22 protein-coding genes are annotated in these 23,614 nt (G+C 45.4%); 4 read left to right on the top strand and 18 right to left on the bottom strand.

Annotation, left to right across the window (positions count from 1 at the left end; all coding sequences use genetic code 11):
• The first annotated feature begins 1 nt into the window (after position 1).
• Positions 2–301, top strand: a complete 300-nt coding sequence (locus A8C56_RS04465) for a hypothetical protein (protein WP_067752574.1) — start codon at positions 2–4, stop codon at positions 299–301.
• Between the two features lie 43 nt (positions 302–344).
• Here the strand turns inward: A8C56_RS04465 and A8C56_RS04460 are convergent, their stop codons facing one another.
• The gene (locus A8C56_RS04460; protein WP_067752571.1) at positions 345–620 is read right to left on the bottom strand and encodes a hypothetical protein; all 276 of its coding nucleotides are present in this window, start codon (positions 618–620) and stop codon (positions 345–347) included.
• Between the two features lie 410 nt (positions 621–1,030).
• On the opposite strand from A8C56_RS04460, the gene A8C56_RS04455 reads away from it, so the two are divergent.
• Genes A8C56_RS04455 through A8C56_RS04445 form a run of 3 tightly spaced genes read left to right on the top strand, consistent with a single transcriptional unit; the run spans position 1,031 to position 2,098 of the window.
• The gene (locus A8C56_RS04455) at positions 1,031–1,300 is read left to right on the top strand and encodes an RNA recognition motif domain-containing protein (protein WP_067752570.1); all 270 of its coding nucleotides are present in this window, start codon (positions 1,031–1,033) and stop codon (positions 1,298–1,300) included.
• A 43-nt stretch (positions 1,301–1,343) separates the two neighbouring features.
• Positions 1,344–1,601, top strand: coding sequence for a short-chain dehydrogenase (locus A8C56_RS04450; RefSeq protein WP_084490011.1), 258 nt, complete (start codon positions 1,344–1,346; stop codon positions 1,599–1,601).
• 59 nt (positions 1,602–1,660) lie between these two features.
• Positions 1,661–2,098, top strand: a complete 438-nt coding sequence (locus A8C56_RS04445) for a cold-shock protein (protein ID WP_067752567.1) — start codon at positions 1,661–1,663, stop codon at positions 2,096–2,098.
• 222 nt (positions 2,099–2,320) lie between these two features.
• Here the strand turns inward: A8C56_RS04445 and A8C56_RS04440 are convergent, their stop codons facing one another.
• From A8C56_RS04440 to A8C56_RS04365, 17 genes are all read right to left on the bottom strand, one after another.
• Positions 2,321–2,881, bottom strand: a complete 561-nt coding sequence (locus A8C56_RS04440; RefSeq protein WP_245645753.1) for an RNA 2'-phosphotransferase — start codon at positions 2,879–2,881, stop codon at positions 2,321–2,323.
• Positions 2,881–3,033, bottom strand: a complete 153-nt coding sequence (locus tag A8C56_RS24330; protein ID WP_157097871.1) for a hypothetical protein — start codon at positions 3,031–3,033, stop codon at positions 2,881–2,883. The genes A8C56_RS04440 and A8C56_RS24330 overlap by 1 nt, the downstream gene beginning before the upstream one ends.
• Complete coding sequence (locus A8C56_RS04435) at positions 3,030–4,088, bottom strand: alpha/beta hydrolase family protein (RefSeq protein ID WP_067752565.1); 1,059 nt, start codon at positions 4,086–4,088, stop codon at positions 3,030–3,032. The genes A8C56_RS24330 and A8C56_RS04435 overlap by 4 nt, the downstream gene beginning before the upstream one ends.
• A gap of 432 nt (positions 4,089–4,520) precedes the next feature.
• Positions 4,521–5,087 carry a DUF4256 domain-containing protein gene (locus tag A8C56_RS04430; RefSeq protein WP_067752563.1) on the bottom strand — a complete coding sequence of 189 codons (567 nt, stop codon included), beginning with the start codon at positions 5,085–5,087 and terminating at the stop codon, positions 4,521–4,523.
• Positions 5,088–5,118: 31 nt separating this feature from the next.
• The gene (locus A8C56_RS04425) at positions 5,119–5,694 is read right to left on the bottom strand and encodes a YdeI/OmpD-associated family protein (protein ID WP_067752558.1); all 576 of its coding nucleotides are present in this window, start codon (positions 5,692–5,694) and stop codon (positions 5,119–5,121) included.
• Positions 5,695–5,735: 41 nt separating this feature from the next.
• Positions 5,736–6,119 (bottom strand): DoxX family protein, encoded by a 384-nt coding sequence (locus A8C56_RS04420; RefSeq protein WP_067752555.1) that lies wholly within the window; start codon positions 6,117–6,119, stop codon positions 5,736–5,738.
• A gap of 88 nt (positions 6,120–6,207) precedes the next feature.
• Entirely contained in the window at positions 6,208–6,675 is a 468-nt protein-coding gene (locus A8C56_RS04415) for an SRPBCC family protein (protein ID WP_067752552.1), read from the bottom strand.
• Between the two features lie 6 nt (positions 6,676–6,681).
• Positions 6,682–7,005 carry an ArsR/SmtB family transcription factor gene (locus tag A8C56_RS04410; protein ID WP_067752542.1) on the bottom strand — a complete coding sequence of 108 codons (324 nt, stop codon included), beginning with the start codon at positions 7,003–7,005 and terminating at the stop codon, positions 6,682–6,684.
• Between the two features lie 775 nt (positions 7,006–7,780).
• The gene (locus A8C56_RS04405) at positions 7,781–8,905 is read right to left on the bottom strand and encodes a sialidase family protein (RefSeq protein WP_067752541.1); all 1,125 of its coding nucleotides are present in this window, start codon (positions 8,903–8,905) and stop codon (positions 7,781–7,783) included.
• Positions 8,906–9,374: 469 nt separating this feature from the next.
• Complete coding sequence (locus A8C56_RS04400; RefSeq protein ID WP_067752540.1) at positions 9,375–10,019, bottom strand: DUF3826 domain-containing protein; 645 nt, start codon at positions 10,017–10,019, stop codon at positions 9,375–9,377.
• A gap of 10 nt (positions 10,020–10,029) precedes the next feature.
• Complete coding sequence (locus A8C56_RS04395) at positions 10,030–12,870, bottom strand: alpha-L-rhamnosidase (RefSeq protein WP_245645751.1); 2,841 nt, start codon at positions 12,868–12,870, stop codon at positions 10,030–10,032.
• Between the two features lie 62 nt (positions 12,871–12,932).
• Entirely contained in the window at positions 12,933–14,024 is a 1,092-nt protein-coding gene (locus tag A8C56_RS04390; RefSeq protein WP_084490009.1) for a PDDEXK nuclease domain-containing protein, read from the bottom strand.
• 29 nt (positions 14,025–14,053) lie between these two features.
• On the bottom strand, positions 14,054–16,819 hold the full coding sequence (locus A8C56_RS04385; protein ID WP_067752539.1) for a glycoside hydrolase family 2 protein: 2,766 nt from the start codon (positions 16,817–16,819) through the stop codon (positions 14,054–14,056).
• A gap of 442 nt (positions 16,820–17,261) precedes the next feature.
• On the bottom strand, positions 17,262–18,710 hold the full coding sequence (locus A8C56_RS04380) for a sialate O-acetylesterase (protein ID WP_067752538.1): 1,449 nt from the start codon (positions 18,708–18,710) through the stop codon (positions 17,262–17,264).
• Between the two features lie 5 nt (positions 18,711–18,715).
• A complete protein-coding gene (locus A8C56_RS04375; protein ID WP_245645749.1) occupies positions 18,716–20,203 on the bottom strand; it encodes an MGH1-like glycoside hydrolase domain-containing protein in 1,488 nt (495 codons plus the stop codon).
• Positions 20,204–20,242: 39 nt separating this feature from the next.
• On the bottom strand, positions 20,243–22,054 hold the full coding sequence (locus A8C56_RS04370) for an exo-alpha-sialidase (protein ID WP_245645747.1): 1,812 nt from the start codon (positions 22,052–22,054) through the stop codon (positions 20,243–20,245).
• Between the two features lie 113 nt (positions 22,055–22,167).
• On the bottom strand, positions 22,168–23,085 hold the full coding sequence (locus A8C56_RS04365; protein ID WP_067752532.1) for a glycoside hydrolase family 43 protein: 918 nt from the start codon (positions 23,083–23,085) through the stop codon (positions 22,168–22,170).
• Positions 23,086–23,614: the final 529 nt, after the last annotated feature.

Genomic DNA, 23,614 nt, shown 5'->3' with positions numbered 1-23,614 from the left:
AATGGAACAGGATCCTGTTTTAATAATGACTGGTTTTAGAAAAACTGCCAATAAGCTGTTTGAAGAGCTTTATTTTAATTTTATGGAGCAGATAAAAAAATTAGACCGGCAGGGCGATGAAAATGTTTTTCAGCAGATACGGGGCAGATACGAGCGGCAGCTACAACAGCAATTGAGCATAGAAGCCAGAGAACTGATCCGTACCTATAAGCGGAACGATCTGCTACAATTACAACAATCGCTTACCAGCTATATTAACTATTGCCTGTCAGCATTCCGGATAAAAATCAATTCCCTGTAAAGAAGGCTTATAAACCCGCTGTTCAGCCGCCCGCTTTAACGATCTATTCAGCTATAAACACATTCCATCTCAGCCAGTTAAAAACTGATATTTCGCTCCTGGCTTCTTCCGGCACATCCGAATGGATCTTTTGTTCAATGATCTTTCCATCATGCAACGTGAACCGATCCGTCAGAGAGGCATAAAGGTTAATCAGAAACAATACCTGGTCTCCGTTGTTCCTGTCAAAGCTTCTCCGGCTGGGCTGTCCTTTAAAGATATGCCCGCCGCTGGCCCAGCTATAGTGCGTATGTACAAGATCCTGTTTTTGAAAATTCATACTATTCAATTAAAAAGTTATCAAATCATTAAAAGGATTGAAGAAATGCCCGGACTCCTTCAATCCTGTCATCAGGCTTGGTATTAAAACCTAACTGTTATTTATAATTGATTTTGGTTAAAAGCATAAACAAAAGAAGAAAGACACGGAACATGGGAAAGACAACATTCATTCAATACGCCTTCTGCTTTTAATGAAGATACTTTATTTATTACAATATGCAATAAATAAGTTGATACCAACAGGTTATATGGCTCAAAAAGAAAAAAACGGACATTTGAAGAATTAAGCTTATCTTTGCCGGGTTAGTTTGAGTTACCGCTCTATTGTAAGCACTTGCTTTTTCAGCTTTTCCGCTTTATATATTTGCCTTTCTCGAATCATTTATCAATTTATTAAATTTATTAAAAATGAACATTTTCGTGTCCAATCTTGGGTACAGCTTTACCACTGAAGACCTTACCGATTTATTTTCAACATACGGAGCTGTTGACAGCGCGCGTGTTATTACAGACAAATTCACCAAACAAAGCAGAGGCTTTGGATTTGTTGAAATGTCTGACGATGCAGCTATGAAAGCCATCAAAGACCTGAACGGCTCTATGCAGGATGGCCGCTCCATCAAAGTAATGGAAGCGCGCCCCAAAGAAGAAAAGCCAAGTTATTCCAATCGCTGGTAAGAAGAATGCCGGTTTAGTTAGTAAGACTTTAAAAGAAATTCATATGGATGCAGAATCAATAGAAAAATTTTTAGTTACCAACACGAAAAAAGCTGGAGCTGTAAATATTCATTTCAAGGATCGATCAACTGTAACCGGCATTTTTATAAATATGCGCGATTATGATGAACTGAAGGCAAAAAATTTCTGGCGCGTGGTGAACTCAAAAAATCTGGAGCAATGGAAGCAAACAAAGGACATTAACCTTTCGCGCCTGTTTAACGGTTCAGGGTTCACACGTTTAAGTGCAGCAACCAAATAATTGGGCATTGGGTGCCAGCCAAACCTTACCAATTTATTATTCACCTATAAAAGAATCTGATGGGAGAAACCTGGAACAAAAGGGAAAGAGAATTAAAAAAAAGAAACGCTAAAAAGAAAAAGGAAGAAAGAAAACAGGAACGCAGGGAAAATACCGACAAAGGCAAAAGCCTGAATGATATGCTGGCCTATGTAGATGAATATGGCAACCTATCTGCCACACCACCCGAAAAAAAATCCAAACCGCTTAATAATGATATACCGCCTGTTGTGGCTAACAGCAGGGATCTCAGAAATGAAGATCCTGCCAGGACGGGGATCATTACCTTTTTTGATAGTAATAAGGGATATGGGTTTATTAAGGACGCCGTTACCAAAGAGAGCATTTTTGTACACGTAAATGCAGCATTAGTTGAATTGAAAGAGAATTTAAAAGTTACTTTTGAAGTTCAGAAAGGCCCTAAAGGTTGGGTTGCTGTAAATGTAAAGGGCGCATAAGTTGCAGCCGCTTCCGGTTGAGATTCCTTTCCTTCCTCTATAACCCGGATAAAACAGCCGCCAATGCGCTTTTAATGCAATGTGCGCATTTCCTGCCTTAGACAGGCATTATCTGTCCCGAGAACACCCAATAAAACGGCAGGCAGCTTTTTAAAATAAAAGATCAGCCTTCAGGTTATCAAAAATGCTGGTTGCTATATTGAGCTTTGCAGGTTTTATTGATTATTCTTCCTCAAGGTATGCAGCCGGGACTTTATCCGTAAGCCAAACACCATTATCAGAAAGATAAAATAAGAACCCGTCATTATACATCTGGCCCGCAAGCACTTTAAATATAAAGGGCTTCCCATGCCGCTGCCCGACACTGACCGCTGTTTCAACAGCACAGCTCAAATGAACATGTTGTCTGTTACGTTTTTCAAGCCCGCTGTTCAGGATAGACGGAACCGATCTTTCGCTTGTGCCATGATACAATATTTCCGGTGGCTTTTGGCTTGCGTAGCCTAATTCAACATTTACAGAGTGCCCCTGGCTTGCCCTGATCTTATCAATAGTATCGTTAAATGCAAAACGTTTCTTTGAGTTGGTTGCAACGATGTATTGAAGCATCTCTTTATTAAACGCTACTCCATAATTGTTTGACCGTTCAATCAGGGTATCAATATCTGCCCAACCGTTTTCATCTAACTGAATATCTATCGTTTCCGGCTTATGCCGTAAAACCAGGCTTAAAAACTTACTAATATTTATACACTTTTCCTGGTCAATCATTTTTAGTTGCATTATAATGGTTCTATCCGCCTGGTGCCTGTTGGCAATACCGGTTTACAATTTTTCATCAGCGCCGGTTGTTCCGCTAAATAGTCCGGTTTGAACAAATAAGAAAAGGGAACTACAACGCCCGTTTCTTTATTGCCGTGTTTGTGCTTCTTCATTTCAGATCCAGCTTTTTTAACCAATCCGTCATTAAAGAAATATAACCCGGCGCAAAAATTTCCCAGGGTTTGTCTTTATACTGCTCTCTCCTTCTGTTGGTTTCAGCGTCAGTACCGGTACGGTTATAGGTAAGTGTATGGTCTGCATCAGGAATGATCCTTATCTGAACATTCAGGTTACCTATTCGCTTCAGCTCCTTTTTATAGGTCTCAGCGCTTTTTTGGGGAGGTACCAGCAAATCGTTCGCACCCCAAATAGCTAATACCGGGCAACGCAAACTGCTTAGATCAGGGGCGCTGTCTTTCGTTAAAACAACTTTTAAATAATCATATACCCTTTCATCCCCTGTAATAACATAGTCTTTCCATTTTTCAGACTCTGTTCTTTTTTGCAGCTCCAAAAACGCCTGATAGGGCTTCCCTTCCTTTATCATTGCTCTTAATTCCTTGTTATAAGCAATAGCCTTGCGCAGCTCCCGCCTGGAAAATCCTGCTGCCTTCATTTGAGATCTTACCCTGTAGCACTCCTGACTAAAGGCCGTTGTTACCGGTGAAGACACTGTGATTACAAAAGCAGGCGCTATTCTGCCGGCTACTTCAGGAATCACCCATCCTGCCTGGCTAATGCCCCAAAGGCCTATTTTTGAAGAATCTACCAAGTCCAGTTCTTTGAGCCTGTTCATGGCACTGACCACTTCTCCGGCTCTGTCTGCGATAGATGCCTGGTACCATTGTCCTTCAGACGGGCTTACTCCCGGCCGGTTCCAGGAATAACAGGCAAAACCCATTTTAGTAAACACCTGCCATAGATACCGGTAGTTGCCCGAGGAGCTGTAATCTTCCGGACCGGATCCATGTACAAAAACAATTACCGGTAATTTACCTTTATAAACATGGGGAGTAATCAGCTTTCCGGAGAGCCTGTTGCCGTTAGCTGTAAAATCCAGCTCCTGTTCTTTGTAGCCTGTTGTACCATCCTGGGCTCTTAAAGAATTTCCACCCAGGCATTCCAGGGTCAGCAGCAACAACAGGAAATATATTTTATTAAATAACATTTATGTGTGGCTTGAGTATTGTTAGCCTGTTTCCCGGGGGCCACAGGATAACGATTTTTACCGTTGCAACCTAACACCCGGACATCATTCAAATATAGCAAAAATATGAGCGCAAGACAGCAATCAGCCGGAACGCATGTATTTGCAAAGTATTCAGCTTTTCCTATAGAAAAGTGACATTTTAATCAGACCTAAAAGTTTCCTGAAGACGGAACGCTTTTTGTTGGCCTGTAATAAATTTCACTTGCATGTTATGTCCCGCTGTTCCGAACCTTCGGAACGCAGACTTCCGTCATTGGCGGAAGCGCAGATGGATGGTTGTCTGCGTTGTTCAGAATCTGCGGGAGCATTTACCGCACAGATCTTTTCTTTTAGTGATTCCTGAAAATCCGGCAGGCAGCTAAGAGCAGCCTGTTTATCATTTCTATAAGTTCATACGCACAGCATGCCCCGGAATCCCCTGGCGGCATAGTAAGATTCAGCGCCATTGTGATAAGTAAATACATGATCATAACGCCGGTCACAAAAGAGCGCTCCGCCCAGCTTCCGGATAGCGGCAGGTGTCTGTATCCAGCTGGACGTTTTCAGATCAAATGCACCCAGCTGTTGCAGTGCCCGGTATTGCTCTTCCGTTAACAGTGCAATGCCCATGGCAGCAGCTTTATCAATGGCGCTGTCTGCCGGTTTGTGCTCTTTCCTTGATGCCAGCGCAGCGCCGTCATAGCAAAGACTTCTGCGGCCTTTGGGGCTTTCTGCTGCGCAATCACAAAAAAGATATTCGCCGGTTTTCTGATCAAAACCTACTACATCCGGCTCACCACCGGTACTTTCCATTTCATCGAGCGACCATAGCTTTTCCGGCTTCGCCTCCAGTCTTGCCTGTATTGTTGCCCATTCCATTCCTTTATGACGGCCTCTGTTTTTTTCAAAACGGTCTTTCAATATGCCCAACAGTGTTGTACGCTGTGAATCGGGCAATTGCTTTTTACTGGTTTTCATGTTGTTGCTGTTTTGTATGTTGACATATTGATCAATCGTTCAGGCCTTTTCCTCCCAGTATCTTCGGCAGGCATTTTTCCACGCGCGATGCCCGTGTTGCAGATTGTTTGGGCTGTGCAAAATAAAACAGGTATCCCCTTTGCCGCCCCGGTGTCAAAGCTTCAAACGCTTTTTTTAATCCGGGATGTTTATCTAACTGCTGCTGAAATTCTTCCGGAACCATGTAATCAGCGGTCTTTTTTAAGGGCACTTTCAAACCGGCTTTTTCCACTTCAATGGCTTCATAAATATAGACCCTGAGGGTGGATCGTAACTTTGTTATTTCCTGTACATTGGTAAACCGCACCTGGCGGCCCGACTGCACATTTTGGGTTTGCCGGATCAGTATTCTCTCTGCATCCTGTAATAAAGCCCCTTTAAAAAACAGCAACGCGCAATACTCTTTAAACACATGTATCAAAACAATGTTCCTGTCATCAAAGGTATAACAGGGGCAGCCCCATTTCAGTTCCTCGGTAAGCCCGCAGTCCAGAACGATCTTTCTTAACTGCCTCAGCTCTTCCTGCCATTTGCCTTTATTAAAGTAAAAGTCAGCTTTTGGGTTCATATGTTTTATTTACTCGTGTACTGCAATAAAGTTATAAAAGGTCATTGATGCGCTAAAATCATTTTTCTGTCTGCGGGCCGGAAATACCATGACGCTACTGTAAGAACCAATAATAGCGATGGTCCAAAAAGCCCTTTACCGCCATCTTCGCTGGCCAGGTGTGAAAAGATGGCACCGGACATGGCAAAGAAAAAGCCGGCATAGGCCCATTCCTTCAGCAACGGGTATTTGGGAATCAGTATGGCAATTACACCCAGTATTTTCCAGATACCGAGCAGCGTGAGCAGGTAAACGGGATAGCCCAGATGTTCCATCATTACGGTTTCCTCTTTTTGTCTGATCAATTGTACAATACCGGTGGATAACATGCCCAATGCCAGCCAGGCTGTGGCAATCCAGTAAAGGATCTTATCTCGTTTTTTCATGATCTTGATTTATTTTTTTGAATCAGAGCAGCTGCCCTCTAACCCGGACGGTGAACAACCGGAGAATTGAGGGAAACAAAGCTGTAAACTATTTTAGCCGACTTACTACCTCCTCCAGCCGGTTATGCGCCATATTGATGCCATAAGCAAAGGGCAGTTTCAGGTTTTCGTCCCTGAGCGCAGCAGACCGGTAGATTACCTGCATGGTGAGCCTGCTGGTATCAATGGACAGCGGTTCAAATTCCAGGAATTCCAGTTGTACGCCAAAGGGAGCATTCTCCATTTCAAAAGTGCGGGTAATTTTCTGATCCGGTACAAACTCATGGATGGAACCATTGGCCCGGAATACCACATTGCCTTTGGCATCCGTTGTTTCAAACTGGTAACCGCCGTGCTGCCTGTTTTCCATCTTCAGCACTTTGGTGCCCATCCACTGTTCCACGATCTCAGGTTCTGAAAATGCCTTAAACAATAAAATAAGGGGCAGCTCAAATTCGCGCGTGATCTTTATTTCCTGTTTGCCGTCTTCAGCAAGGATCTTTGTTTTTTGTTCCATATTGTTTTATTTTTTTGATTTATAGTTTTTCATAATACTTTCCAGTTTGTTAAACCGGTCATCCCACATTTTACGGAAGGGTTCAATAAAATCGGCTACTTCTTTCATTTTTTTTGGATTAAAGTGGTAATACATCTCCCGGCCATTCTGCTCCTGCCGCAGCAATCCGCATTCCGTAAGTATTTGCAGGTGTTTGGAAACAGTGGGGCGGGCTGTATCAAAATTAGCGGCAATAGCGCCTGCGGTCATAGATTGTGCTGCTATCAGCAGCAGTATAGCCCTTCTTGTAGGATCTGCTATGGCCTGGAAAACATCTCGTCTCAAGTTCATTATGTAGCTATTTGCCTACAAATATATATGTAGTTATTCAGCTACACAAATTTTTACGCATTTTTTTAGCACACCCATCTTTTAGATTAAAGTCTGTTTAATAAACAATGTCCTGGTGAGGCAACCATAAAAGCGTTTCATTTAAGTTCATTCGGATGACAAGTTTTTTAATCGTCACCCCGACCAAACCTGCTTTCAGCGGGTGCGCAGAGGGATCTCATCTGTTACAGAGATCTCTCCGCTCGTTCTCCGAACTCGGTCGAGACGACGATCTTGTATGTTGTTGGATTTCAATACAATAAAAAACTTGTCATTAACAGCTTGTCGAGCCATGGTTCATTTGAAAAAAACCTTCCCCCCACTGCGGGTAAGCAGTAAGCCTATCCAACCGGGTCATCCGGTTGGATTCAGGACGACCATACTTTTTAAAATTTAATTGGTCTTAATAGAATTACAAAGTCATTGAGATAATGACAGAACTACAACTCATCAAATTTCCTTTCAACCTTTTGATGCCAAAAAAGGTTGCCAGCCGACCGAAGGGGGCTCATAAGCGCCAAAAACAATAATAAATATGCGCATAAAAAGGCTTCGCCATCCGCCGGCTGGCTGATGACTGCCCACGCACGCGGACGACTCCTATGAAAAGTTATAGCTGGGCTTACTGAAAGGGCTCATTGAAGCACATGCTGCCTGGCTGCCGCAGTCTCCCGTTAGTAAAAGATATGTACCGGTAGCTCATTGGCTTGGATAACTGTGCATGTCATTGTTCCGGCTAATCGTTTGTTACGGTTCCTTTAGGTGCAACCAGTCCCGGCCATTTCTTATTTTTTATGGGAGTCAGTTTTAGTTTGGACGGATCAATCTTTACATATTTTATTTTCTGCCGGCGCCAGGTATATACAATATGTACCATGCCATCTTTTCCCTGAATAACGGAAGGATAGGAATACTGGCTGATGGGCGAGTCTTCCAGTACCAGTGCCGCATACCACTTTTTCCCATCTTTTGAAATTGCTACGTTCAAAGGCGTGCGCGGGCCTTTTCCTTTCTTCCAGGAGGAGTCCGGCAATACATGATTGTACACCAGCAGCTGGCGCCCGTCTTTCAGTGTAACTGCATCTGTACCGGAATTGTTATTGGGCAGGTCCAGCGCTGTCATTTCGGACCATGTTTTGCCATTGTCTTTGCTCCAGCTCTGATAGATGACCGTATTTCGTGTACGGCCCAGCACCTGCAGAGTACCATTCTTATATTTTAAAATGGAAGGCTGTATGGCTGAAAACTTTATACCGTCATTGATGGGGGCCGATTTGGTCCAGGTATGGCCCCAATCCTTTGTATATTCAAAATGCACTTTCCATCCGTTCTTTTCTGTACTGGAAGGACAGATCAGGACCCCGTTGATGAGCTCTGGTTTATTTTTGACCGGCCCCAGGAAGCCCTCCGGCAGCGCTTCCCTTTTGCTCCAGGTCTTCCCATTGTTGCTGGAACGTTTCAGCCAGCCCGTCCACCCCCCAACATTAGGGCCGATCTTGTAGAACAGCAACAGCTCACCCGTTGGCGCATAGTACAGCACCGGGTTATAGCAGGCATAACGGGTAGAATCATTCAGTACACCGTCAGCCGCCAGTTCCGGCGCTGTCCAATGATCATGAACCAGGCGGCTTGTCCAGATACACACATCTTTATTTCCCTCTTTCGTACCGCCAAACCAGGCAGCAATCAGTCCATCAGGCGTTTCGGCAATGGTAGCCGCATGCGCCTGGGGAAAAGAGGCGGTGTCATAAATAAATTCATCAGCAAGGATACCCTGCTTCCAGCGGGAGGTTTGTGCTGCAGCTTTAGTGCTGATCAACAGCAAAACAACAGCTATCAGGTTGATTCTTCTTTTCATCATCCGTATTTTTTATTTATTTTTTAGCCCGGCTTCTGTGCCAACAGGATTGTTAAAGACAAGTATATTATTGTTTTGAAACCAATAATATACAAGACCGTCATTTCGTAGCGAAGCGTAGTGGAGAACAATTTCACCGAAGGTAAATCTCTACAGAGTTATAGACCCCTCGGTTTCGCTGCGCTCCACCCAGGGTGACGCTTGCAAGGAACCTGTCATTTTAAAGAACTTAATTTTCCTGTTATTTGTGCCTGTTCATGACAAGGGGTTTCAATAAATGAAAATCAATGTCGCCCTGTGCCTGACGAAGGACATTAATAGCCATCACTCGGGGCTTCATCAACAGTTCGGCAGGCCCCTGTGACAATCAGCCTGACAGCGCCACCTGCCATCCGAATGATCGGATTTAATAAGCCGGCCTGCGCAGCCTTATATGTAGTATAATGACAAGATTGTTTCATTCCAGCAGAACTCATCCTTTTTTCTTTTCTTTTTCCGCTTTTACTTTATCTACATAGTTTTTAAACAACTGCCGCCAGTTCCGTCCGTTGTTATTGAGGTATTGCTCGCATTTTGTTTTACAGATCTCAAATATGGCCGATATTTCTCTCATACTTTTATAATCGATCGCCTGTTCCCGTGCCTGTTCCAAATTTTTTCGGATCTCGCTACGCTCTTTTTCCGTAAGATCGGGAACAATCGCCTCATATCCCTTTAAGGTAAATGCCACCTTTCCGATCGTATATTGATCCAGAATAAAAGCTACCTGCTTTGCGTTCAATTCTGCATTCAACACCTGCATAAGTGCTGTATGGACTGTTGCAGGCTTTGATGAGCAGGCGATCAGCTGCCGGTCCAGGTCGGACAATTTATTTCCGGTAGCAGGATTGATACCTGCCGGTACTTCTGAGAACGGATGGGCATTGTGCCAGTCCCTTACTGCCGTAAGGTGCAGCATTATTGCCTGTTGTACCTTCGCTGCCTTTGCTTTGTCGTCCAGTTTCAAACCATCCACCCATTGCTGCGCTTTTTGCTGCAACCCATCCGTTGCAGCGGTATCCTGCGCACCTGCCTCGCTAAACAGCAATAATAAACAAATCCATAATACCTGCTTCATTACTTTATTTTTAATGCGCTAAAATTGCTTTTAAAAAATACCGGCCACTTCCCAGCTCCAGACGGGTTGTATTGTTCTTTACATCCACTGCTCCCTTTAATGGTTTACCTGATTCTGTTATCCTGCCTGAAGGAATAGTGACTGCCGCTGTCGTATTCGGCGGTATTTCTATACTCCACTCCAGCTCATTGCCGGTACGCTTCCACGAGCTTTTAATGATCCCGTAAGGCGACTGATAAGAAGCCTCCACATTATTTAATCCTTTTATAAAAACCGGTTGCATCCTTATCTTCTTCAATGCAACGGACTCCGGGGCCGATTGGATACCGGCCAGGTCTTCAAAGCTCCAGGTGATCAGGTCTCCCAGCAACATAACATGGTTCTGCGAGTTCATCTGCGGACTGGCTGTATTGCCGTTCCACAGCTCCCAGATGGTGGTAGCGCCCTGCTGCACCATATATCCCCAGCTGGGATAAGTAGTATTCGTAGCCAATGCAAATGCTGCATCCGGATACCCATATTTTGTAAGTCCGCGCAGCAGCCACTGTGTACCGATAACGCCTGTACTGATGTGCATATTGTCCTGCTTTAGCTTTTGCATCAATTGCTCTTTAACTACTGCCATCCGGTCTTCCGGTACCAACCCAAAATACAAAGGCAACAGGTTAGCCGTTACGGTATTATTATCATAATGATCCTCATTTTTAAGGAACGCCTTATTAAAAGCGGTCTTTACGCGGTTTGCCAACCGGTCATAAACACTTATATCTTCAGGCTTACCGGCAAGCATTGCAAAACGTTTCATCACATTCAACAAATGATAGTAATAGGCCGTGGCCAACAACACTCCGTTCGTATTGCGCAACGGATCTTTGGAACGGATCAGCTCCAGGCTTTCCGGCGGCACGCACCAATCGCCATATTTATCTTTTGTAACCAGGTCTTCTTTCATGTACCGGCGCTGCATATACTCCATCCATTTTTTCATGGATGGATAATGCTTCACAACCGATTGCCGGTCTCCGTATTGTTGGTAAAGCATATCCGCTACCAGTATATAGGCCGCGGGCCAGGTCACATTGTCGCTGTAATAGTTCCAGAAGGCCGGGGCCACATCGGGGATCGCGCCCTCCTGTGTTTGCGCGTCCTGTATATCATCCAGCCATTTGGCATACAAGGTGGCATTATTAAAAAGAAAGCTCTCACCCAGCGCCCCCTGTGTGCGGTCGCCCAGCCAGGGCTGCCGTTCATTGCGCTGGGGACAATCCACCGGCATGCCCTTGTAGTTGGATGCAATGCCCCACCAGGCATTTTTTAATACCTGGTTCAGCGTGGCGTTGGAGGTTTCCAGCTTACCGGTTATTGCCATCTGATCAGAAATCAGCAACCCTGTAAAATCATCCACAGAAGGGATACCCGGGTAACCGGTAATTTCTACATACCGGAACCCATGATACACAAAAGAAGGCTGCCATTGTTCTTCACCGCCTCCCTTTAACGTATAAACATCTGTAACCCGCGCATCCCGCAGGTTAGCGGTGTAGAGTGTGCCATCCGGTTTCAGGCTTTCCGCAAAACGCAGTTGTATCCTTTGCCCCCGTGGCCCTTTTACCTTCATGCGCAGCCAGCCGGCAAAGTTCTGGCCAAGATCAAGGATATAAACGCTGTCGTTTAGCCGGCTGATGTTTTTAGGGCGGATGGAATCCATTACTTTCATACTTAGTGTCATCTGTGCCTTTATTTCCCCATCCGGAGCTTTTACAAGTTCCGGTTCTCTCCATTTTGAATCATCAAACAAAGCCGTTGCCCAGCCCGGGAATTCTTTGGTGGCATCGTATTCCTCCCCATCATACTCATTGTTGGTACGGATGGGGCCATCTGCCGTGAACTTCCAGGAATTATCTGAAACAATCCATTCCCGGCTCCCGTTTGCATAAGTGATCTCCAGTTGCAACAGCAATTTTGGAAAACCAAAAGTGTTGATCTTTTTCGGTTTGTAATTTTGCCGCATGGTAAAAAAGCGGCCATTGCCCAATACAACGCCAATGGCATTCCTTCCGCTGTTTAAATAAGCCGACACATCAAAGCTATTGTACATTACTGATTTCCGGTAATCCGTTGGTGCCGGGGCCAGCACCTGGTCGCCTACCTTTTTCCCGTTCAGGTACAGTTCGTACAAACCCAATCCCACGATGTGCAGCACCGCATGCTGCACCTTATTTTCTGTACTGAATGTTTTCCGGAAATACCTTGCAGAAAGCCGCGACCATTGTGTAACACTGTCCCAGGGAGATGCCTTGTCATACCCGATCCATTTTGCTTTCCAGTCGCCAGCGTTCAGCAAACCCATGCTCCATTCATTTACATTACTCCATGCGCTGTCCTTTTTATTGGAAAAGACCTGTACTTTCCAGAAACACCGCATATCGGACCGAAGCGGTTTGCCTTTATAGGACACAAGAACGGACTGGTCCGAAGCCACTCTACCGCTATTCCAGATATCGGGCTGACCTGCATCCAGCAGCTCTTTTGAAGAAGCCACCCATATCTTATAGGCCGTTTGTACTACGTTACGCTGATCGCTTTTTAATTGCCAGCTCAGCCGCGGCTGCACGGCATCAATACCCACAGGGTTGGTCAACTGCTCACAACGAAGATCAGTAACACTTAATGGCTGCTCATGTATTTTAAGATCGCACCGAGGCGATAATATAATGGTACAACGCGTGGACACTTCGTACAGCAAGGCGGATGCGCCGGACAAGGGTTGTGCCGCTAATGAGAGGAGCAACAACAATCCCAACAAACTGATATATATTTTTTTAAACCCCATTCTTTCTATTTTCCTCATGTCTCCGGGCCACTTATTAAACCTTACAAACCTGATGGATATTTTTTAATCCAGTAATTTTTTTAATGCCCAGGCAGCCGGCAGGATCCTTTGTATTTTGCCGGAAGTCCCCAGCTCCTCTTATAAGTGGCCACACCCATAGCTTTATTAAAATCACGAAACGAAAATCCAACCACTTTATCTGTTTTACTTTTGCATAGGATGATCCCGACCGATGGGTTCTCATGTGGCTGTTTTACCATATCATCCAACGCCGACAAATAAAAGTTCATTTTACCAAGATACTCCGGCTTGAACTTCTCTCTTTTCAATTCAAATGCTACATGACTTTGAAGTTTCCGGTTAAAGAAAAGCAGATCAACAAAACATCCTTCCTCATCTACCACCAGGCGGTATTGGTTACCGATAAATGCAAAATCACTGCCGATTGATAAAATAAATTTCCTGATATTACGTACAACTTCATTTTCAAATTCCTGCTCATCCGCTTCTGCAACATTCATAAAATCAAAGGGGTATTCATCTTTAAACGCCAGCAATGCTTTTTCACGTAAATTTTCACTGACGATCGTTTGGGAAAAGTTATTCAGGAACTTACCTTGCTTTTTAAATGTATTGCTTTGAATACAATTGTTTAAATTCTCTATTGATAAAAACTCCGTTGCTGCTTTTACAATATAGAATACACGCTCCTCCATTGTTTTCGCCTTTGCCAATATTTCATAATGATGCGTAAAACCTATAGCAAAAAAAGCAGTTCTAAATTGGCCCGTCAGTAACGGACCAATTGGATTTACTTTATCTTTCTTCAATCCACTATTGGTTTTCACGCGTTTTTTGCCATTTTGAATTTGGTCCGCTGGCAACGGACCAAATTCAAAAACGATCTGCCATTCCGTATAAAAAATCCGCATTTTCTTTAAGCTGGTAGCAGAAAAGCCTCTGAGTCCGGGCAGCTCTTTTTGCAGGTCCTTTGACACCTGCTCCAATACACGGGCGCCCCAGGCTTCTGCCTTTGCCTTATCAGCAATCAGCTTGCCCACCGAAAAATACAACAGCAGGAGTTCCTTATTGGCCAGCGCAGCGGCACGGTAACGGCTGGCCAGGATCATGGATTTCAGCTCTTTCAGGGTTTGTTTGTAATTAGATAACATGGCAAGACTGTTTTAACATGAGGTTATATCTATTCGTTTGCAAAATTAAACCATAATATCATTTTCAGTGCCCTGCCGGGATCCTTCTCATAATCGTAAAAAATATTTTTTTGCCCCATGGGGCCGGTGGTTTCGCTGGTCTGTGTTTTATTGCCAATGGATGGGATCGCCTGCATAAAGGAAATGTTCCCATCCGGAAAAAGCGGTTCGTAATTATGCCAGGGATCGGTTTTGGGCGCAGCGGAGAACAACCGCAGGAACAGATCTTCTGTTTCTGTAGCTACTGTAAAACGCTGGTTATTGCCATTGAAATATCCTCCGTAAAAATCAGCATAATAGCCTTTAAACTCAGGATATACCCACTGCTCCCCGGTCTCTGTCTTATTATAAACCTTATTCCAGATGCCAAATGAAGTTCCTTTCATCCGGTTTTTCCAGACACGATAGGGCCCGTTGCCCATATAGATAACAGAGCGCAATTGCGATTCCGGGTAATCAAAATTCACGCCCACCATATCCGTGTGCAGCGCCAGGGGGAAATAACGGACTTCCATCTTAACCCAGCCACCGGGGTAAATGGTCCACCGGAGTGTATTAAAACTTTTCTTTTTATCAAATGCAGATGCAATGACCAGGTGCTTCCCTTCAAAGCGGTATGAAAAATTACGGAAGTTGGTTACCCCTTCCTGGATGCGCGGCCCGTTGGTAAGCCCGGTGGGGCCCTTTGCATTTTCCGCTGCCACCAGCAGACCGGTATTTTTATTAATGATGATCTGTACATCCTTTACTTTGATCTTATACAATGAATCAACTGTATTGATCTGTACAGTACCCTCACCGTCTTCCTTTACGATCTCTGCTGCTTTTTTCTCTGGCAGGCTGATCGGGAAACTCCAGGTAAAGAGTTCCATTTGATTTTTGTCCTTAACGGTTACATATAATGCATCATAAGTTTTCCAGTCTTCCGGAAGTTTTAACTCCAGTATTCCCTTTGCGCCCGGTAGAATTTCAGGGGCTATAGCAGTACCTTTTTTATTAGTTATTGCAGTGAGGCCAAACCGTTTGAGCTCCCAACTGAACCGGCATTGATCCAGGTTGGTGTACAGATAGCGGTTCTCAATATTCAGCCTGCCGTCAAACGCCGGTGTTATTTCCCTGCGCTCAAAATGCACCGGGCTCCATATTTCTTTTACGGCAAAGAAACTTCCTTCTTTTTCATGATGAGGGCCTACAATACCATCTGCGGCATTTCCTTTATTGGTGTCCAGTGAATCGTTAAGGTCTCTGCGCACTACTGCCTGGTCCGCAAAATCCCATAAAAAACCGCCGGCATGCAGCGGGTCCTGCCACATTTTTTCCCAGTAATCTTCCAGCCCGGCGCCGTGCCCGCCATCATACTGCCCGTGCAGGAACTCTGTAGGCAATACAATAGCATGACCGTTATCATAATTGCCGATGCCATAATTGTACTGCCGGTAATGCTGCGCATCAATACCATTGAACAATTGCCAGGGATGCACCACGGGCCGCTCCTGGATATCAAACGCTGTAAACAGGGAGTCGAGGTCAGCATTATGTCCGCCCTCATTTCCGTTAGCCCATAAAACAACAGAAGGATGGTTCGCATCATGCCCGATCATTTCTTTCAGCAATTTTGTTCCCGTTGGCGTATCATAATGGCCATGCCACCCGGCCAGTTCATCCATCACAAACAGTCCTAATGAATCGCATACATCCAGGAAATGCTCATCGGGCGGGTAATGGCTCATGCGCACAGCATTCATGTTCATTTCTTTGATCAGCAGCACATCTTCAACACTGTTCTGCCGGCTTAGGGCACGCCCCGTTTCCGGACGGAAGGAATGCCGGTTAATGCCTTTGAATTTTACTTTTACGCCGTTGATATAAATGCCATCGCGCTGTTTCAGCTCCACTGTTCTGAACCCGAATTGCTGAGTAATTGTATGTACCGGCTGGTCTTTTTTATATAAAGTAAAAACCGCCTTATACAGGTTCGGGTCTTCCGGGCTCCATTGCTGAATATCGCTTACCTGACACTGCACAAAGAAAGTGCCTTTTTTCAGGACTGCGGTATCAGGAGCATTGTACGCTGCAACCTTGTTATTCCTGCTGTCATAGAGCGCAATGCTTATTCGTTCCCTTCCGGATGCATTTGTCTGCACAACAGCGGAAAACAAACCATTCGCCCGCGCATCAATCTTTACAGAACTGATATGCATTTTAGGCAGTGCTTCCAGCCATACGGGGCGAAAGATGCCGCCAAAGATCCAGAAATCCCCTTCACGCTCTGCTGTGTTCACGGATCTGTTGGCAGAGTGCTTGGCCACCGTTACTTCCAGCAGGTTTCCGGTTCCATATTTTAATAGTTTACTTATGTCGTACCGGAATGCATAAAAGGCGCCCTGGTGCACCGGCCCGGCCAGCTTACCATTTACTTTTACTTCGGCATCGGTCATCACTCCTTCAAAAACAATATGTACCATTTTGCTTTTCCAGTTTGCAGGAACGGAAAAGCGGTATTTATACAACCCCTTCTCTTTGCCTTTGGCACTGTCCTTTGCAAACCCGTAATTGTATTTTCCAAAACCCTGCAGCTCCCAGCAGGAAGGCACGCCGATGGTTGTCCATTTATTTGCATTCATTCCCCCCGTGCAAAAGAAATCCCATTGCACCGGATCATTACTGCCTTTGCCGGACAGGTATTGCACTTCTGTCTGCTGGGCATTGGCGCTCAGAAACAGCAATGAGAGAAATATAGGAGTGAGTCTACGCATTTTTTTATTTTGTCATCGACAGTACTACTATCGTCTTCCTTGTGTCACTCACTGCAACTGCAGTGCAGGGCCCGGCTTTGTATCCGTTTTTCCAAACCGGTATTCCTTCAGCTTCTTCCGCCTTCAGCTATTGCCGTCAACTTATGGTTCGAGCTTACGGCTCCCGGCCTTTATTACAGTCATTTTAACAAGGAACTAAAGTTCCCTGTTCACACATTCAGACGAGGCTACGCCGCTGCATTCAGTTGAGGCTGACCCAAAAGGCTCCTTGATTGTCACCCCGAAACTTCGGGGAAGCCTGACGAAATATAGACAATCAAGGGATTAGCCTTCGTCAAGCTGGCTGACATTACTTTTTGGTTACTCCCAAGTTATTTTATCGCCTGAAGCGATGGCATCGTTACTGCGAAACCACAAGTTTTGCAGAGCAGCACTGAATGATCTACTCCGCCTTAAAAGCCTTTATCAATTCACTATTCGTCCGGAACGGCAATGCCGGTAATCCGTCTTTATTGTACAACGAAGGGCGGGCATCTTCCCGCCAGGCATAGCGTACCGCACGGGGCGCCATCACATCTGTTGCCCGTATCCAAACCTTGTTGTCTTTAATAATGGCGGTTGCAGTAACATATGTTCCTTTTTCATTTTCCACCTCAAATCCTTCCAGCGTTTTTCCGTTCCGGCTCACCAACCCTTTTCCCTTATAATCAAAATCAATTACCAATGCATTCTTTTTTTGTACTGCGCTTTTAAACACCGGCCCCATGGGCGCTGCATCACTTGCATGATAGGTTTTACTGAGCGCCGCACCGGCCAGGCGCCTGCCCAGGCCCCACTTATTCACCGGGTGCAGATCAGCCGGGTCGTCATTCAGATCTAGTGTGCTGATCATTGCCGTATTGGGAATTCTTAAAACCGCAGACTGCGCTTCCCAGAATTCAGGCTCACTATAAACCGTATAGGAACGGTCGGTTGCTTTTGAATAATAATAGGGAGCGATCTGCACATAGTAAAAAGGCAGCTTATCGTTATGCCATTGCGCACGCCAGTAACTGATCAGCGCTTTCATTTTATAGCTGTATTGCAATCGCTCATTCAGGAAACAATTGGATTCTCCCTGGTACCATAAAAACCCTTTCAGGGCAAAGGGGATCAGCGGCCGGATCATCGGGGTGTAGAATTTACCGGGATCGCCATCTATTCTATGAGTGCTGTCTTTTTGTTCGCGGAAAAAATCCAGCGCTGTAAAAGCCTCCTGCGGCATCCAGGGCTCAATACGGCTGCCGGGAATTGCCGCCGAGATCACGCCTACCGGCACTTTCAGCTTTGCCTGCAGCTCTTTTGCAAAGAAATAACCCGCCGCCGAAAAGCTGCGCAATGCAGTACCCTCCGCCACGGCCCAACCGGAATGCGTGGAATCCGGCGCCATTTTTTTGCGCTCCGCCAAAAAGATACGGATGTTGGTGTTATGGGCGGTTTCCAATTCATTTACCGGCCAATGCGCGCCGGGTGGCGGCTGCAGCTTGCTTATTTTACGCATAGCAAATTCCATATTCGACTGGCCGGAGCATAGCCATACTTCCCCCACCAGTATATTGCTCAGTGTTACTGCTTCTTTTCCGGAAATAATTCTCAATTCCGCAGGATCAGAAGAAGCTTTCAACGGGTCAAGAAAAACTTTCCACGCACCCTGCGCATCAGCTACTGTTTGCTTTACCTGGCCCCTGAACCGTACTGCTATTGCAGCTCCTGCCTTTGCCCGGCCCCATACAGGAACCGGTTGTCCCTGCTGTACTACCATATTATTCCCAATGATCTTTGGCAATACCAGTTGCCCCCTTGCACTTAAAGAGCAGGTAAAAACAATGGCTATCGTTACTAAATATTTCATTTTTTCTATAACGTTCCGATAATTCCCCGGAGTTTTTTTGACCGCTGTACCAATTTACCATCTGCCCATACAGACAATCCTTTGCCTTTGTGATATTTTTTGCCGGTCCTGTCCCAGATGATCGTGATTATTTTTCCATGATACAGTACCTGATCCAGCGCAAACCAATCCCACGTACCTGCAGGCAGCAAAGGGTTCACCTCGATCCGGTCATCTGCCCTGGGACGCAGACCCACCAGCCCGGTAATCACAAGATCGTTAAACGTGGAGTGGTTGTAATAGCGGCCACGCTCATCGGCTGTAAGCCATTTGCCTGTCTTTTCATCCATATATTCGCCGATATAGGGTTTGCCATCTTTATGCTGTGACCTCATGTATTTTTCAAGCTGCAGAAAATAATCGTTCCTGGAAACAAAGTGCTGTTTATAGTTGTTCAGCAAATTGGCCATAGCGGTTAATGTTTGCGAAGTAGCAAAAGGCCATACAGCTCCATCCCATTCACACTTGCAACAGCCATGTGTACGGAATGCCGGATGACTGCGATCCGCAGTGGTAATGCCCGCAGGAGCATTAAAATGTGCGGGATTCATCAACCTGCTCCAGGCGTTGCTGTACTGTTCATCAGGCATATTAAAATACCAGGGAATAAACCCGATCTCTTCCATTACGTTGGCCAATGTATCTACAGGCTGTTTCCGCACTTCAAAAAATTGCGCTTTATTATTCCACAGATCCTGTTGTACCAGCATCTTTAAGGTATCGGCCTTAGCCTGGTACAACTGCTGCAAAGCTGTATTGCCTGCCAACGATGCTATAGCGGATATAGCTTTTGCATTCCCATACAGGTACCCGTTCACAGAGGGGCGGGGATTCTTTTCCTTACGCCCGCCGCTTATGGTTTCCTCCATGGCATCCCGCACATCATACTGCCAGAAGAGGCCACCGGGGTACCTTTTCTCCGCTTCCCATGCCTGGTAGTCGGCAAGCAGATCCGGTAATAAATTCCTGACAAATGCCGTATCGCCGTTCACAAGGTAGCGGTTATAAATGGCATCACTGTTCCAGCCACTGTAAAACCGCAGCTTTTTCAGCGGCTTGCCTTCATTGCCCCTGTACCAGGTCAGCAGGTCTTCATTCAAATATTGCTGGTCATGCAGCCAGCGGCTCTCATAAATATGATGCCCCAGGGCGCTGCTGATGAGGTTGTATTTGTCTGCGTAAGACCGCTGTATCAAAAATTCCGTAAATGCAAAACCATTCGGTGTTTTCTTAATATGCTTACGCAGTGTCCACCAGCGGTAATAATAAAGCTCTTCAAAATTTTTATCCGGGCAGTTAAACAGGGGAATATTCTTTTGCATCCAGTTCCAGGATTCCGAATTGGGAATAGCCTGCACAATGGTTTCCTGCTCCATGGTATTAAAATGATCCACATAATGCTTAAAGGCGCCTGGTTGCAGTACCTGTGCCTGTAGCGTGACCGCTGTGATCATCAAAAAGAAAATGCTATTGAAAAATCTTATATACATGAATTATTGATGTACTGCTTTAAAATACCCGATCTGATAAATGGCTTTCTGATCTTTTTCCCCTGCACGCGGCAGATCATAATCCTGGTCTGTAGGCGTGTCCGCATCAGGAAACCGGCGTACCGATCCTGTTCTGAAGGTAACATGATGCACTTTATGCACCGGAGCAAAGAAAATACCATTTACCGGTTTAGCATCATTGATTGTTACCGTATAGAATCGTTTCCCTGCATCCAGCTCTATTACAAAATTGTATGTTTTGCCCGCCTCGTACTTTGCAAGCGCACGATCCCTGTAACCTGCTTTTGTAAGGATCGCACCCGTGGAGTCAAAAGAGATGCGCACACAGGCCGTATTTTTTGCATCCTGCAGCTCAATATCCAGCCGCCCGTTTGCTGTTTGCTGCGGCGTTATACTAAAAGCTATTTTCATTTTAGCAGCTTCCGGAACCACCCGTTCAGCCTTGGCAAAATCGAACGGATCATAATCCGCCAGGGACAATACATTTTTACCTCCGGACCTTTCAATGCCAACAGGCGCCCACAGCGGACTGTAGAGGTTCCAGTTCTTCAGCGCCTCATCAGGTTTTACTGCCTCAAAATCATCCGCCACATTACCCGTTACTCCACTTTTTACCGGAACCGGAATCTTTGCCACCCAGATATCTTCTTTATTCATGCTGTAGCCCACCCATACATTGCCATCCGGAGTTTTGCCATCCATTTCCTGTATGCCCCTTACATACTGCGGTCCATAGCTTTTGTAGGCACCTCCATACCGGAGCGATGTAATTTCACCGTTTACCAGCAGCAGGTTTTTATAGTGCAGCCCGTCATCGCTCACCGACAGGGCCAAAGGCCATCGGAATTCAGAAGGATTGTACACGGTAATGTACTTCCCATCAGAAGTTCTTTGTCCCCATATTTTTGCATTGGCATTTACAAAGCCCGGTGCCCGGGTGGGCGTATATTCCCAGCTTTTGCCTTCATTGCTGCTGATACTGGTGAGCGCATATTTCCAAAGCCCTGCCACGCGCCCATCCGGCAAATGATAATAGTTAAATGCCTTATAGTCTTTTTTAAGCGGGATCAACGGATCATTACGATCTGCTTCTTCCACCATTTGCTGCATCAGCAAAGGGGTTGCCAGGATTTCTTCGCAAGCGGCTACCAGGCCTTTATCTTTTGCGCTTTTATAAAACGGGTAATGAGTGTTCTTTTCGCTGAAGCGATGATTGTACCTCAGAAAATAAACAGGCCCGAAGCTGCCGTCCCGCTTTATTTCACGGATCACCCGGCCTACGCCCCTGCCATCATTCGGATCATCCTTTGGTCCCAGCGCAATACCATAGAAACCCAGCGCAAATAATCTTTTTTCTTTTGATACATAAAAGCCGATCCGCTGGTGCATGACCGCAAAGCTGTTGTGCGCCACTTCTGTCCGCCCTTCTTTCTGAAAGCCATCCGGCAATTTATATTCAGGAAAAAGCGTTACCGGCGCCGACCACCGGTACCCGTCTTCTGAAGTAATGAGAACTGTTTTGCCGGGTGGCACATGTTCACCTACCGGATCACTTAAAAAATGCAGGTAAAACCGGTTATTCCAGTACACCAGCATGGGCTGGTGGTTATAGGTCCAGTTCAATCCCCCGGCCCATTCCGGGTGCTCCCGGTTGGCCCGGAACACCTGTATATTGTGCACCCCCACTGCCGGTGTCAGCTGCCCGTGGTGATAATCAACATTTGACAAGGTTTCCCCTACATAGCGCACTGTATCCTGCTGGGCATTTGCCATGCCGGTATATAAAAGTAACACACATAATATATTCAACGCTTTTTTCATCATATCGTTTGATCGGGCTCATGGCTGGTCATTCATAAATCATAGTATTTTCCAATGGCTATGAACCATGAACTATATACCATAAATTATTTTCTGTTTTTTACCTGTTTCAACAATTGTTTCACCACTTTCTTCTTCACCGGAACAATCGTCCCGTGTTTATGGCCTTCCGGTACTGCAATTTTATTTCCTGCATTTTCAAAATGAATAAAATCTTTTGTGATCATGGCTTCGTATGTTTTTTTGCGATATGCATCATAATAAATCAGCCATTGATCTTTGATCTTTACAACAGAAGGGCCTTCCGTATATTTTTCCGTAAAGGCCGGGGAACTATGCTGCCAGGGACCCGCCGGGTTATTGCTGAAGACCACTTTCAGGTCCAGTTCGTTACGGGTATTGTCTTTTAGCACCAGCACATAATCTCCTTTTTTTCTTTTCACGATCGTGGCATCAATTACACTGAACCCCGGATCCAGAAACAATTGCGCAGGCGTAAATGTTTTAAAATCCTTTGTAGTGGTCATATACAGGCGGTGATTATTTTTTTCTTCTTCCATCCCCCGCTCAAAGCGGCCGGGGATAGTGCTTGCCCAGACGATAAGGTACTTTTTGTCTGTATCATCATAAAAGAGTTCCGGCGCCCATACGTTTACCGTAGCGGGCTCCTGTTCCATTACGGGTATGAATTGCTGCGGGCTCCAGTGCGCCAGGTCTTTGGAGGCAGCATAGCCAAATCCTTTGTCGCCCCGCCAGCTGCTGGTCCATACCAGGTGAAAGGTACCCTCCGGGCCCTGTACCATGGAAGGGTCCCGCATTACTTTTTGCTGTCCCACAGCCGGTTTCAGAAAAGTGGTATCCAGTTCAGTCCAGTGATAACCATCATAGCTGTATAACAGCCGCAGCCCGGCATCTGCCGGTTCATGAAAGGAAGTGAACAGGTAGGCCCTGCCGGAGCAGGAACTGATGATGATCGTAACAAGTATGATTATAAATCTTTTCAATTTTTTTTATTTTGTTCATTGGATTCAGGCTGTTCATGACAAGCCAACATAAGCGAAATGTCACCCTGACGAAGGGTAATCTTTACAATCGAATCATGGTTCGTCAGGCTGTTAATAACAAGTGTTATAGTCTTCGTTAGCCATTGTATTCTGCTGAAAAAGGAAGGATCTCTCGATTATTGAAACTAACTGATTATCCAGAGATGCTTCGGCTGCGTTACACTCCGCTCAGCCTGCCTACCGCAGGCAGGCATGACGAAAGTATAATTGATTCTTCAATACATAATACAATCTGTCATTAACAATAATGAAGAAATGTCACCCTGAGGCCGCCCGAATGACTCCGGTTGGATCGGGCCTGACGAAGAGTTGTTTTTATTGCTATTCATGGTTCGTCAGACTCACCATGACATTCGTTTTAGCAACTGACTTTTCATTTCAATGAACTTGATTTTCCACTTTTATTTGTGCCTTATCCACAACAATTATTTCTGTCATTTTAAAGAACTTTTTTATTTATATATCAGTG

The sequence above is a fragment of the Niabella ginsenosidivorans genome, assembly GCF_001654455.1.
GTDB lineage: Bacteria > Bacteroidota > Bacteroidia > Chitinophagales > Chitinophagaceae > Niabella > Niabella ginsenosidivorans.
Note: the sequence above shows the minus strand (reverse complement) of the source record. Positions and strands in the feature narration are given on the sequence as shown.